Consider the following 14,271-nt stretch of genomic DNA (forward strand, 5'->3'; position numbering starts at 1 on the left):
CTCCGGGAATTAAATATTGACCCAGATAGCCTGTAACAGATATTAGGGTGGGTAAATAACACCCACTCTACTCTATACAGATTTGACAACATTTGACAAACCTTTATACAGACTAAGGCTTGCTCTATATATTGATAAAATAAACACTCTTCACTACTAATATAAGGTGGGCATTGCCCACCTTACTACTACAAGGGACGGTAGACGCGATAGTTGATTTCGGGGAAAATATTATCCATTACTTCGACTTTCTCAAGCCAACCGCTGTCAATTTTGCCGATTTTTACTTCTTCGTAGAGCTTATTGAAGCGCATTAGGTGCGATCGCGTCCGTCTAACTGCATAGGGTACCATTGTTCCCGTCCGCATAATAAAAGCCCAGTCAGAAGATTGTGCTAATAATAATTCCCGTGCTGCTTGATTTAATCCTCGCCATTGCAATTCATCCTCTGGTTCCAGGTGGGATATTTCAATCATTCGCTCAGCAGCTTTGTGCAAATGCGGATAAATCCAGGCGTTTGTTTCGTTCAACCAATACTCGTGGAAACCTTTGAAACCCCAACTTGATTGCGAAGGACGACAGACTTGCTGTACTGGATGCGATCGCAAATAATCTGCCAAGTGGATCATAGCGTAGGTTTTTTGGTCATACCAAGATTTGCGGAATAGGTAATCAATGAACCAAGGACCTTCATACCACCAATGTCCAAATAACTCCGCGTCATAAGGCGAAACGATAATCGGCGGACGCTGCATTATACCATAGAGATGCTCAGATTGTCGCTCTCGGTTATACATAAAATTAGCGGCATGTTCTGCTGCCTTTTCCCGTGCCCAATAAGGGTCGTAAAGTGCCTTGTCTGACAGCCCTAAGCCACGTCCAGTAATTTTGTGATATTTAATGCCCGTGTTTTTTCGTTGACCGTTGGGCATAATGTATGGCTTGATGTAGTCATATTCTGCTTCCCAGCCCAAATCTTTGTAGAATTCTCGATATTCTGCCGCGCTCGGATAGCCGACTTCAGAAGACCATACTTGTTGAGACGATTCATGATCTCGACCAAAGACAGCAACGCCAGTTTCTGTAAAAATCGGCGCATAAGTCCCAAAGCGCGGCCGGGGACGGGCATAAAGGATGCCATGTCCGTCGGTGAGGAAGTAGCGTAACCCAGCATCAGCTAGCATTCGCTCTACACCTTCGTAGTAAGCGCATTCCGGTAACCAAATACCCCTGGGTGCTTGTCCAAAAGTTTGCTGGTAATGTTCGCAGGCTACTTGAATTTGCGCCCACACTGCTTGCGGATACATTTTCATTAACGGCAAGTAGCCGTGGGTAGCACCGCAAGTGATAATTTCCAAATTATTCGTGTCTTGGAACTTTTTAAAAGCTGTTACCAAGTCACCATCGTATTGTTCCCAAATTTGACGCGCTTCGTTAAATTCAGTGGCGTAATGTTCACCTAAATAGCGAATATGCCCATTATGAACATTATGCTCGACTTCTAGTTCTATAAGTTCTTCTAATTTGGCTAAGTGAGCGTCATAGCGTTCTTGCAGCAGGGGGTCACGAAGCATTGACACTAAAGGTGGTGTCATACTCATCGTGATTTTAAAGTCGATACCGTCTCGCTTTAAGCCTTCAAATACTTTCAATAACGGGATGTAGGTTTCTGTAATGGCCTCATAGAGCCATTCTTCCTCAAGCACATAGTCACTTTCTGGGTGACGAACGAAGGGCAGATGTGCATGGAGGACAAGCGCGACATAGCCAATAGCCATAGTGATTTTAGGTGGTACTTGTAAGTTGAAGGTGGAGGGGTTTGGTAGGAAATTAACAATATTTTAAGACTTTATGGGGATCGTCAGGTAACCAAATAAATGATTACTAGCAGTTCGTTGAAATCATCAGTCAGGCGCTCTACTCACAAATAATTCTCCATGAATAATTTCGTAGCGCTTACAGTCCTCAGTTGCAAGTAGTTCTAAGTCTGAGGTTGTCCAACGGACTTCATCAGATATTGTTTGGTTCATAACACTATATCTTTTATGTCTAATTGAGAAATAAAATTTTCTTTTTAGAATATTTGCTCAAGGTCAATACCTGCGGCTCGCAAACGTTCTGCCAATATTTCAGTGCGTTGACGTTCTTGTTCTAGTTGCTGGTTTGTTTGCTGTAACTGCTGGTTTGCTTCTTCCTCTGGCAACATCACCAACTGATCATCTGGTGTAAAAAAGCGTAATTTACCAGATTCAACTCCTAAATACAGCCCTAACTGTTGACTCCATAACCAGCTTTTGGCAGTAAGTTCAATTTCTTGATATTGCCCATCAACTAAGTGAAATCCCCGTAATTCCGAGTTATTTGGGTCAAACCAAAAATAATCTGGAGTCCGAAATGTATTTTGGTATATTTGCTTTTTTAAACCATTATTAACCGAGGCTGTAGAATCGGATAACAGTTCTATAATCACGTTGGGATATTTGCCGTTTTCTTGCCATAAACCCAGCTTTTGCGGTCTTTTTTTCTACATCTAAGACTACAAAGAAATCAGGGCCTCGAAATTCTTCTGACTTTTTTGGTTAGGACTGAAATAAATAGTCAGGTTACCAGTAGCATAGAAATTTTCCTGATCGCGCCACCACCACTTGATCAAGCGGATGAGTAAATCGATTTGTTCGCAGTGTAAATCAGATTCCAAGGGGGGTTCGTCACTGTAGATATCGCCTGGAGGAAAAATTATACTCTCAGTGGCATCTTTTACACTAGGGGTGGTGGCAAGGGGCTGAGACATACAAGATAGGTTTTCAATTTGTCTCTATGCTATCGTGACTGCTTCTTGTGTTACTCTTCGTCTTGATACAGCTGTTGCAAATCCTGTAACTGAGTCTTTCGGGAAACACGGCGATACTTTTTAGTTTCCAACTTGGGTTCGTATTGACTTTGCCCTTTAGCTTTAGTTTTTAACTTGAGAGTGGATTCAGGATCGGCTTGTTGGTGAAGCTGTGTTTGACGAGCGATCGCTGCATCCAAAAATTCTAAATAATGTTCGTATCGTTCCCAGTCTCCCCGCACTGCACACTCAGGCTCATCTCGGTGAAGACAATCACTAAATCGACAGCTAGCAACTGCTAAGCGCTCTCTTGCTTCTGGGAAATAATGTACTAATTCTTCTGGGTTACAATCCATGTCGGGCTGATTAAAACCCGGAGTATCTGCTAGCAAACCACCGCTAGGCAATTCAAATAATTCTACATGCCGGGTGGTATGACGACCACGAGCTAATTTGCCAGAAACCTCTCCTACTCGCAGGTTAGCATTGGGAATTAGCCCATTAATCAGGCTAGATTTGCCTACACCAGAAGGCCCAGCAATTACAGTGATTTTATTACTTAAATAATTAGCTGCTTGGTGAATATTGATGCCATTTTTGAGACTGATAAATAATAGTTGATAACCCCAACCACCTAAGCGATCGCTAAGAAGCTGTTGTTCGTGTTGTGAAATTAAATCACTTTTATTCAAGCATAAAAGCACATCCAAGCTAGTAGACTCAGCCTTAACCAAAAACCGACTCAATTGATAAGGTTCCAAAGGAGGATCGGCGACAGCAAATACCAACAGAATTTGGTTGACATTAGCGATCGCTGGACGGTCTAATTCGCTTTGGCGGGGTAAAACCTCAGCGATCGCTCCCCGTCTTCCAGCCCAATCTGGCTCTTCTACAACAACGCAATCGCCTACCATCACCAGTTGTCCGATTTTCTTAAGCCGTGTTCTGCGAGTACACAACAGAACAGGGGGATGAGGGAGATTTCGCTCTTCCATCTTCCTCTTCTCCCCCTGCTCTCGATCCAGTTGTACCCGATAAAAATTAGCCTGTACGGCCAGTACAGTACCTAATAACTGTCCGGTTGCGGCAAAACTTTCCGCGATCATTCGTTACTAACTGGACAACGCACTAACAAAGAAAAATAACTAGCACAGTCTGTAATTTGTTCTACATGATAACCTGCCATTGTCAGACTATCAGGAACTTGCTCAATTGGCTCTCCTGGATCTAGCCAGACTTCTAGCAAACTTCCCAATGGCATTTTCTCTAAACGTACTTTTGTTCGCACGTAATTAATTGGGCAAGGGGTGCCGCGTAAATCAAGTTGAGCATCGGGAGTTGAAATAAAAGAGGACTCGATCATTTAAATAGATTTCCCAAAAATCCTTCTAAACCGCCTTTACCAGTGCGATCGCCTTTAATTTTAGCCAACTTCTCCAGCAGTTCCCTCTCCTCTGGGGTTACCTTATTGGGAATATCAATTAAAACTGTCAGCATATGATCACCGCGACTTACTGGATTTCCCAATCTGGGTACGCCCCGATTTTCCAACTTCATCACAGTATTCGGCTGCGTTCCGGCAGGAATAATTAGTTCCACCAGTCCATCTACCGTATCGACTTCTAAGCGACAACCTAAAATTGCTTGCAAATAGCTAATTTTGATTTCTGAGAGAATATTGATGCCATCTCGTTGGAATTCATCGTCCTCATTCACGAACAAGTAAACGTATAAATCCCCGGCCGGACCACTGCGTTGACCCGCATCACCTTCATTAGAAATCCGCAAGCGTGTGCCATTATCCACCCCAGCAGGAATAGTAATTTTAAGTTTCTTTGTTACTTGATTTGCACCCTTCCCATCACACGCATCACACTTATCTTCAATTACCATCCCTGTTCCATTACAGGTAGGACAAGTCGAGACTTGGGTAAAACTGCCAAAGGGTGTTCTAGTAACACGGCGGACTTGACCCGAACCGGTACAAGTTGAACAAGTACGCGGACGTGTTCCAGCTTTAGCACCAGAACCATTACAAACTTCACAATTTTCTAAATGCGAAATGCGGATTTCTTTTTCACCGCCAAATACTGCTTCCCGAAAGTCTAACTTTAGGTCTAGACGCAAGTCATCGCCTCGTGCAGGTCCGCTGCGCCGCCTTTGTTGTTGCGTCGGCCCACCCATGCCCCCAGCAAAACCACTAAAAATACTTTCAAAGATATCGGCAAAGCCACCCATGTCACCAATATCTTGGAAGCCTACACCAGTTCCTGAGACACCCTCTGGACCAAAGCGATCATAACGAGCGCGGGTTTCTGGTTCTGAAAGTACTTCATAAGCACGATTAATTTCTTTAAAGCGCTCCTCCGCACCCGGCTCTTTGTTCACATCTGGGTGATACTTCCGGGCTAAACGGCGATAAGCTTGTTTGATTTCTTCTTTGTCGGCGTCACGAGAGACACCCAAAATTTCATAATAGTCGCGGGCCATATAGCAAAGGTAAAAGTTAGAAGGAACAAAGCAGGAGGCAGTAGAACGTTAAGGTTACTTATACCCCACAAACAAGGCGTTTTACTTACAAAGCGTCCTTAAGAGGGTCGCTTGCTGGAGGACAGGCAGAAGATAGAATTAACTTTTGTTAATAATTGATTTTACCCTTTACCTTTTACAAAAATCACCGACAAACTTGAGCAACAAGTGCTTTACTCGTGGGAGGGAACGAAAGTTACAAAAATAGTTACAAACAGAGCGAACCTCTGCTCAGACTTCTCACCCCCGAGTTAGCTGTCTCTTTTTCAATTGTGCTACGTAGGAGAGGAAAACCCCGCCCATCAACCAGAGGGGCTAGCCGCACCATCAGGTGTGGAAAACCACCCATCTGCTTTGGATCGCATTTCAACTAGCACACCTAGCCCACAGTAATTTGCTTCTACAATCTAGCAAACTGCTGAGGTTTTGTGAAACTTTGCTAAATTTAGTATCAATATATTTAGATATATTAAAGTCTTTTAAGAAAAATCTCTAAATTAGGGATTGGGGAATAGGGATTAGGGGCTAAATTATACCCAATCTTCAATCCTCAATTCCTAGTCCCCAGTCCCTAATCTATCGCTTCATAATCAGCTTGTGCGGTACTTTCTTCATCAAAATCAAAGTTGAATTGCGGTATGAGTGTGCCATTCATCGGCGAGTCTACTTCTGGAGTAAACAAACTCGTTGAAACCTCGTCAATTTCATCTGTTTGGCTGTTCGCACGGTTGTAGACATCGGCACCAATTGCAAACAGAGTTTGTTGGAAGTCATCCAAGCGCTGCTTAAATTCTGCTGTGGAGATGCTAGAGTCAGTCATTGCAGCTTGGAGTTGTGCAACTTTTTCACTAGCCAAAGTTTTCATCCGATCGCCAATAAAGTTGCCATTATCTTTGATAGTGGATTCATAACTGAACAACAAATTATCTGCTTGGTTTCTAAGTTCAACCAGTTCTTTACGTCTTGTGTCTTCTTCAGCAAATAATTCCGCCTCTTGGCGCATCCGTTCGACTTCATTAGTACTCAAACCACCTGTATTGGTAATCCTGATGCTTTGTTCTCTGCCTGTACCTTTGTCTTGAGCAGAAACCTTGAGGATACCGTTGACATCAATTTCAAAAGATACTTCAATTTGCGGTACACCCCGGGGTGATGGGGGAATTCCTGCCAAGAGAAACTTGCCGAGACTTTTGTTATCTCGTGCCATTGCGCGTTCCCCTTGAAGGACGTGAATTTCTACCGAGGTTTGTCCATCAACTGCGGTGGAAAATATTTGTGACTTACTAGTAGGAATTGTGGTGTTGCGTTCAATAATTTTGGTGAATACTTCACCCAAGGTTTCAATTCCTAAAGATAAGGGAGTGACATCTAATAGCAACAGATTATCAACTTCGCCACCCAAAACTCCTGCTTGAATAGCAGCTCCTAATGCTACAGCTTCGTCAGGATTCACAGAGCGATCAGGAGCTTTGCCATTGAAAAACTTGATCAGCGCGTTTTGGACTGCGGGAATTCGGGTAGAACCACCTACCAAAATAATCCGATTTATGTTTTGTGGTTTGAGATCTGCGTCTTTGAGGGCTTGGATCATCGGTTCGATGGTAGCTTCGATTAGTTGCCCTGAAAGTTCTTCAAATTTAGAGCGGCTCACTTCCATCTCCAGATGCTTGGGGCCAGTGTCATCAGCGGTGATAAACGGCAAATTAATGGAGGTATTCACCATAGTGGAGAGTTCAATTTTTGCCTTTTCCGCTGCTTCCCGCAGACGTTGGAGTGCCATCTTATCTTGGGAAAGGTCGATTTTTTCTTGTTGGAGGAAGCGTTCCATCATCCAACGCACGATCGCATTATCAAAGTCATCTCCACCCAAATGGTTGTTACCACAAGTTGCTTTAACTTCAAAAACCCCATCCCCAAGTTGCAGAATCGACACGTCAAAAGTGCCCCCTCCCAAGTCGAAGACCAAAATTAACTGCTCTTGCTCTTGTTTATCTAATCCGAAAGCTAAAGCCGCAGCCGTTGGCTCATTGATAATTCGCAGGACTTCCAGTCCAGCAATCGTGCCAGCATCTTTAGTTGCTTGTCTTTGGGCATCTGTAAAATATGCTGGTACGGTAATCACTGCCTGAGTGACAGTTTCGCCCAAGAAGTTTTCTGCATCCTGCTTGAGCTTTTGCAGGATCATGGCAGATATTTCTTGTGGTGTGAAATTTTTTGAGCGAATTTGCACATCAACCGTATCATCTCGACCTTTGACACAGTTGTAAGGCACGCGATCGCGTTCTACTTCAGTGTCTTCCCAACGCCGACCGATAAATCGTTTAATACTATAAATTGTATTTTCTGCATTGGTTACGGCTTGGCGCTTTGCCAGTTGACCAACCAAGCGATCGCCACCTTTGCCAAATCCCACAATACTTGGAGTAGTTCGTCCACCTTCAGAGTTAGAGATTACAAGTGGTTGACCACCCTCCAAAACTGCGACGCAACTGTTAGTAGTGCCTAAGTCGATCCCAATAACTTTTCCCATATTTACCAGTATTTTTACTGAGTCTTTCTGCTGTAATTTCTCGCGGACTAACTTTTGTTGTGACAACCAAGGCTATCTCAAAACTTCAGCATCTAGAAATAGGGGGAAGGGCATTAGGAGTATGGGGTGGTAAGGTGAAATTTTCTCCCTATCTCCCCATCTCCCATCTCCTTCATCTTCCCAATACTCAGTAACGATGCTCGCCCCTGCTACAGCCCAGGCACTTTTGGTCAGCGAGGCGAGCGATTACAGTTTAACTGTTAGCTGGACTCGACCGATCGTCTGGTGCAGCAGGTGTATCTTCCTTGGGAGCAGCTACTTTGACCATTGCATGGCGTAGTACGCGCTCGCCCAAGTAATATCCGCGCACTAACTCTTCTAACACTGTTCCTTCAGGATGTTCATCCGTAGGTTCCCGCATTACTGCTTCGTGCAGGTTGGGATCGAATTGTTGACCTTCAGGACGCATGGGTGATACACCCAAACGCTTGAGGGTATCTACTAATTGTTTATAAACACCTTGATAACTTTTATGAATCGTCATTTCGCCATCGGATTGTGGTTTGAGGTGCGATCGCGCCCGCTCAAAATTATCGACCACTGGCAGCAATTCCAGAATTGTATTCCGTCTCATCTGCACCTCTAGCTCTTCTTTTTCTTTGCTAGTGCGTTTGCGGTAATTTTCAAAATCAGCGGCAATCCGCATATATTGAGTACTACGCTCTTCTAATTGCACTTTGAGAGACTCGATTTGTTGAGTCAGTTGTGCCAAAGCTGCGGTTTCTAGTTGAGTTTTCTCGGTTGCAGCGACGCCATATTCTTGATTAAAAGTAGCAGTATCAGCCGTTACATTGGTTTGGGCTGCCACTTGCTCAGTAACTTCGCTACCAGATTCATTGGAATTGATTTGGGCTGGGGAGTCGCTCTTCATTGCTTGCTTTACCTCTGTTGGTTCACCCAATTGCTGGCTTGTATTGTTTATCTGTTTATTTTCATCCATCATTGTCTACTGATTCCAGATACTTTTTATGGCATTAAATCTCCATACCTTGCTATTGTTGTCATTCACGACTTGCAACTGAGGCTGATTTTATTGCCTACAAGTTCCTGGAGTGATGTCATCGTCATCTTATTGTGACAAATGGTGAACACGCTAGTTGAGATGCTCCTAGTGCGGTAACCCGAACGAGTAGCGTAACTCTATGAGTAAGTATTTTGCAAGAGTGGCGTCTGAATCTAATTTGCCCCTCATCTTATTCATGTTATTACTTAAAATTTAACGATTTATCCAATATTGTCATTCCTTCAAAAGTGTTAAGTAGTTGAGTCATCAAAGGGGACAAGGAGATAAAAACACAAGTCTGAGCATTAACTTCCAGTGTAGACACTATGCACTCAAGCAACTCCAACAAATAAATTATTCCATTTGAAGTTGATGACTGATGACTATTGATTTTTTTACTGGACACTTAGGACTTTTTGAGCGATGAGAGTTCTGTGTCACATGCTGGGAATACTTTAAGCAGAGGTTTCCCCAAATCAATTGCTCCCTTTATGACTTACTCGTCACCACAACGGCGCAGTACCGCTCTAACTACTAGAACAGAGTTTTCGCCCTTTGGCAACAAGCTAGTGCAATCTGGCTATGTTAATAGCGAACAGATGAGGCAGGCATTAATCGAAAGCCGCAAGTCCGGTAGACCCTTAACGGAAGTACTAGAATCAATTACTGGACAACAGCTATCACCTGAGTTGCTTAGGCAATATAAAAAACAGCAGCTATTTGAATTAAAAATACTCTACGGTGTTGAATTTCTCGATCCAGAAGTCAACTCCTTTGGCAACACGATGGTGGGGAACCTGATTGATACCCTGATTCCAGTCGATATTTGCCGTCGCCATCGTTTGGTGCCACTGTCGAAACACGAAGACCAAACCCCACCTTCAGTTTTAGTGGCAATGGTTGCTCCGGATAATCTGGAGGCTTGCGATGACCTCAATCGGATCTTGCGCCCCCAAGGTTTGGCATTGCAGCGCATGGTGATTACACAAGAAGACTACCAGCAGCTAATCAACCAATATTTGGACGATCTGGCTGTGCGGCAAAAGCACTTAGAACAAGAAAAATTTACAGATATTAATCAGGATTTAGAAAATCTCGGAAATCTCGATCTTGAGGATGCTCCTGATGAGATGGAGGCTGATTTAGGGGCAGCGATGAAAGGTGCAGAGGATGCGCCAGTAATCAACTTAGTCAACAGAGTTTTGGCTAAAGCTTTACATGAGAAGGTTTCTGACATTCATGTTGAACCACAAGAAGAAAACTTACGCATTCGCTTCCGTAAAGATGGAGTGCTGCGTGAAGCTTTCCCAGTAATGCCGAAAAAAATTATCCCAGCGGTGACAGCTCGGTTTAAAATCATCTCCAATCTAGATATTGCCGAGAGGCGTCTACCCCAAGATGGACGCATCCGCCGGATGTTTGAGGGGCGTAAGGTAGACTTCCGTGTAAATACTTTACCCAGTCGTTACGGGGAAAAGGTGGTACTGCGGATTTTGGATAATTCTTCCACCCAACTCGGATTAAATAAGTTAATTACCGATCCGGAAACTTTGCATATTGTCCAGGATATGGTTAGCCGTCCCTTTGGTCTGATTTTGGTAACAGGGCCAACTGGTTCGGGTAAAACAACCTCGCTGTATTCGGCACTAGCAGAAAAGAATGATCCCGGAATTAATATTAGCACTGTAGAAGACCCAATCGAATATAGTCTTCCGGGGATTACCCAAGTTCAGGTGATTCGAGAAAAAGGGTTGGATTTTGCTACGGCTTTGCGGGCTTTCTTGCGACAAGATCCAGATGTGCTATTAGTGGGTGAAACCCGGGACAAAGAAACGGCAAAAACAGCAATTGAGGCTGCCTTAACTGGTCACTTAGTATTAACTACCTTACATACCAATGATGCCCCAGGAGCGATCGCTCGTTTGGGAGAAATGGGAATTGAGCCTTTCATGGTTTCTAGTTCTTTGATTGGCGTTTTGGCTCAACGTCTGGTGCGGCAGGTATGTTCTGAATGTCGAATTCCTTACACTCCTACTACTGAGGAACTAGCTCGCTACGGTCTATCAGCTTCCCAAGATGTAGGGGTAACCTTCTATAAAGCCAACACTTTGACATTAGAAGCGATCGCTGAAGCCAAAAGCAAAAATCATCTTTGCTCAACATGTAATGGCGTCGGCTACAAAGGGCGTTGTGGTGTTTATGAAGTTATGCGAGTTACCGAAAACCTACAAACCCTGATCAACGAAGAAGCACCTACGGAACGGATCAAAGAAGTCGCGGTGGAAGAGGGCATGAAAACCTTGTTGGCTTACAGTCTAGACCTAGTGCGCCAAGGTGCCACCACCCTTGAAGAAGTAGAACGGGTGACCTTTACTGATACGGGTTTGGAAGCAGAGTTAAAAGCCAAACGCAAAACTGGTCTTACCTGCCGGACTTGTGGTGCCACATTGAAACCAGAATGGCTAGATTGTCCCTACTGTCTAACACCTCGTTTTTAAGATTAGCCATTGGTTACTGGCCGTTGGTCATCGGTTAGTGCCTAATAATTTAAAACAACTGACAAATGACGAAGCACAAATAACAAACATTATAGGGAAACAGAACTATGGAAATGATGATTGAAGACTTGATGGAGCAAATGATTGAAATGGGAGGCTCAGACCTGCATTTATCCGCAGGCTTACCTCCCTATTTCCGTATCAGTGGCAAACTCACTCCTATAGGTGAGCATATCTTGACGGCAGATCAGTGTCAAAGGCTGATTTTTAGTATGCTCAACAACACCCAGCGTAAAACTTTAGAGCAGACGTGGGAGTTAGATTGTTCTTATGGTGTAAAAGGTTTGGCTCGCTTTCGGGTGAATGTCTACAAAGAGCGTGGTGCTTATGCTGCTTGCTTACGGGCATTAAGTTCTAAAATTCCTAACTTTGAAAAATTAGGTCTGCCGGATGTAGTACGGGAAATGTCTGATAAGCCCAGAGGACTAATTCTGGTGACAGGTCCCACAGGTTCGGGGAAAACAACAACCTTAGCGGCAATGATTGACTTAATTAATCGCACTAAGGCAGAGCATATTTTAACAGTAGAAGACCCAATTGAATTTGTTTACGAACCAATTAAAAGCTTAGTTCACCAACGACAATTGGGCGAAGATACTAAGAGTTTTGCTAATGCTTTGAAAGCAGCTTTGCGGGAAGATCCAGATATTATTCTTGTAGGGGAAATGCGCGATTTAGAAACAATTTCTTTGGCGATTTCTGCTGCCGAAACAGGACACTTGGTATTTGGTACGCTACACACTAGTTCAGCTGCACAGACTGTTGACCGGATTATCGACGTTTTTCCCCATGAAAGACAAACCCAAGTGCGGGTGCAATTATCAAACTCTTTAGTAGCAGTATTTAGCCAAACATTAGTATCTAAGAAAAATCCCAAACCCGGTGAATACGGTCGGGTGATGGCTCAAGAAATTTTGATTGTTACTCCCGCTATTTCTAACTTAATTCGAGAAGGTAAAACATCGCAAATTTACTCAGCTATTCAGACTGGTGGCAAATTGGGGATGCAAACTCTGGAGAAGGTTTTAGCCGACTATTACAAAGCAGGAACGATCTCCTTTGAAGCAGCAATGTCTAAGACTTCCAAGCCAGACGAAATTCAACGTCTCATTGGTGGTTCTACACCACCGCAGGCAGCAGGTGCAAAACTTGGAGCAAATGGGGCTGCTAAAGCGCATTAGATGCATGGGAGAGATTGGGAAGATGAGTAGCAGAGGGAAGTTATAAACTATTAGGTCTTGAAATTTGACAATCACTTCCTAAGTTCATTGGCTGGTGTCTGTTGAATGTAAACCGTCAGCAATCAAGACAAAAAAATGTGCTGCCTTAAATGCAAAAACAGCTTAGTAAGTCTTTCCCTTGTATCCTTATACTTTTTCCAATACCCAATGACTAACAACTATTTTGAATTGATTTATGCCAACCTACGTTGCCCGTGTTCGGGACTCACAAGGAAAATCTCGAACAGAAAAAATTGTTGCTCAATCCTTGAGCCAAGCTCGTACTAATCTCAGAGACCAAGGCTTTGTAGTCCAAGAACTCAAACAGTTTCAAGGATTTCAGGCAAATTTTAACTTAAAAAAATTTCAGAATTCCTTAGTAAAGGTGTCTGTTAAAGACAAAGCCGTTTTTTCTCGTCAATTTGCCGTTTTAATGAATGCTGGAGTTGCGATTGTTAGAAGTTTGGGAGTGCTTTCTGAACAGTGTAGTAATCCTAAACTTAAACAAGCTCTTATGGACATTAGTAACGATGTTCAAAGCGGAACGAATCTTTCAGAGTCAATGCGGAAGCATCCTGAATGCTTTGATGGATTATATGTAAGTATGATTCAAGCTGGTGAAGTTGGTGGTGTTTTAGACGAAGTATTAAATCGCTTAGCCAAGTTATTAGAAGATGTTGCCCGCTTACAAAACCAAATTAAATCAGCTTTATCTTATCCAACAGTCGTGGGTTTTATAGCAGTTGCTATCTTTCTCGGTATGACTATTTTTCTTATTCCGATTTTTGCCACGATTTTTGTCCAAATTGGAACTGAATTACCACCTCTAACGCAATTCTTGATGGATGCTAGTTTATTTTTGAGAAGTCCAAAGGTTTTCATTCTTATAGGTGCTCTTATAGGATTCAAAATTGCCTATTCAAAATACTCTAAAACTCCTGTTGGCCGCCAAACAATTGATCGCCTTTCCTTGAAGATGCCGTTATTTGGTGACTTAATTCAAAAATCTTCGGTTGCGCGCTTTAGCAGGACTTTTGGGTCTTTGACTCGTTCAGGTGTACCAATTTTAACTTGCTTGGAAATTGTCCGAGATACATCAGGAAACCAAATAATTGCTAATGCTATAGATGCAGCCCGTATAGAAATTCAACAAGGAGGTATGATTAGCATTGCTTTACAAAAAGATAACGTTTTTCCAGCTATGGCAATTCAAATGATTAGTATTGGCGAAGAAACAGGAGAATTAGATGGAATGTTGATGAAAGTTGCCGATTTTTATGAAGATGAGGTTGAGCAAGCAGTAAAAGCACTTACCAGTGTTTTGGAACCAATTATGATTTTGGTTTTAGGGGGGATGGTTGGTACAATTTTGCTGGCAATGTATTTACCAATGTTTAAGGTATTTGAAAAATTGGGATAGGGAATTAAGAGTTAGGAGTTAATAGTTATGAGTTAATATTTGAAACTCTTTATTTCTCATTTTTAATTTCTAACTTAGAAACTTATTTTTTAACTGCTAACTTTTAACTACTTACTATTTA

Annotated in this window: 12 protein-coding genes; 3 read left to right on the forward strand and 9 right to left on the reverse strand. The window is 42.9% G+C overall.

Translation table 11 applies throughout. The features are described from left to right. Positions 1-188: 188 nt before the first annotated feature. The 9 genes from FCR06_RS04505 to grpE all read right to left on the reverse strand — a co-directional run bounded on the left by FCR06_RS04505 (position 189) and on the right by grpE (position 8,892). A complete protein-coding gene (locus FCR06_RS04505) occupies positions 189-1,778 on the reverse strand; it encodes a glycoside hydrolase family 57 protein (RefSeq protein WP_138497651.1) in 1,590 nt (529 codons plus the stop codon). 126 nt (positions 1,779-1,904) lie between these two features. After that, positions 1,905-2,030 (reverse strand): hypothetical protein, encoded by a 126-nt coding sequence (locus FCR06_RS04510; RefSeq protein ID WP_411267980.1) that lies wholly within the window; start codon positions 2,028-2,030, stop codon positions 1,905-1,907. 44 nt (positions 2,031-2,074) lie between these two features. Continuing rightward, positions 2,075-2,506 (reverse strand): Uma2 family endonuclease, encoded by a 432-nt coding sequence (locus tag FCR06_RS34560; RefSeq protein ID WP_317616799.1) that lies wholly within the window; start codon positions 2,504-2,506, stop codon positions 2,075-2,077. 30 nt (positions 2,507-2,536) lie between these two features. Beyond that, on the reverse strand, positions 2,537-2,791 hold the full coding sequence (locus tag FCR06_RS34565) for a hypothetical protein (RefSeq protein WP_317616798.1): 255 nt from the start codon (positions 2,789-2,791) through the stop codon (positions 2,537-2,539). Between the two features lie 50 nt (positions 2,792-2,841). Next, complete coding sequence (rsgA, locus tag FCR06_RS04520) at positions 2,842-3,936, reverse strand: small ribosomal subunit biogenesis GTPase RsgA (RefSeq protein WP_138497652.1); 1,095 nt, start codon at positions 3,934-3,936, stop codon at positions 2,842-2,844. Beyond that, entirely contained in the window at positions 3,933-4,193 is a 261-nt protein-coding gene (locus tag FCR06_RS04525; RefSeq protein WP_411267981.1) for a sulfurtransferase TusA family protein, read from the reverse strand. Before FCR06_RS04525 ends, rsgA begins: the two co-directional genes overlap by 4 nt. Further along, complete coding sequence (dnaJ, locus tag FCR06_RS04530; RefSeq protein ID WP_138497653.1) at positions 4,190-5,320, reverse strand: molecular chaperone DnaJ; 1,131 nt, start codon at positions 5,318-5,320, stop codon at positions 4,190-4,192. The genes FCR06_RS04525 and dnaJ overlap by 4 nt, the downstream gene beginning before the upstream one ends. Before the next feature lie 610 nt (positions 5,321-5,930). After that, on the reverse strand, positions 5,931-7,889 hold the full coding sequence (gene dnaK / locus FCR06_RS04535; protein ID WP_138497854.1) for a molecular chaperone DnaK: 1,959 nt from the start codon (positions 7,887-7,889) through the stop codon (positions 5,931-5,933). A 253-nt stretch (positions 7,890-8,142) separates the two neighbouring features. Continuing rightward, positions 8,143-8,892 (reverse strand): nucleotide exchange factor GrpE, encoded by a 750-nt coding sequence (gene grpE / locus FCR06_RS04540; RefSeq protein WP_138497654.1) that lies wholly within the window; start codon positions 8,890-8,892, stop codon positions 8,143-8,145. A 551-nt stretch (positions 8,893-9,443) separates the two neighbouring features. On the opposite strand from grpE, the gene FCR06_RS04545 reads away from it, so the two are divergent. From FCR06_RS04545 to FCR06_RS04555, 3 genes are all read left to right on the forward strand, one after another. Next, complete coding sequence (locus FCR06_RS04545; RefSeq protein ID WP_138497655.1) at positions 9,444-11,450, forward strand: GspE/PulE family protein; 2,007 nt, start codon at positions 9,444-9,446, stop codon at positions 11,448-11,450. A 107-nt stretch (positions 11,451-11,557) separates the two neighbouring features. Then, positions 11,558-12,691, forward strand: coding sequence for a type IV pilus twitching motility protein PilT (locus tag FCR06_RS04550; RefSeq protein WP_138497656.1), 1,134 nt, complete (start codon positions 11,558-11,560; stop codon positions 12,689-12,691). Between the two features lie 235 nt (positions 12,692-12,926). Next, positions 12,927-14,150: a type II secretion system F family protein gene (locus FCR06_RS04555; RefSeq protein ID WP_138497657.1), complete on the forward strand. Its 1,224-nt coding sequence runs from the start codon at positions 12,927-12,929 to the stop codon at positions 14,148-14,150. The last annotated feature ends 121 nt before the right edge of the window (positions 14,151-14,271 follow it).

Source organism: Nostoc sp. PA-18-2419 (assembly GCF_005869855.1).
GTDB lineage: Bacteria > Cyanobacteriota > Cyanobacteriia > Cyanobacteriales > Nostocaceae > Nostoc.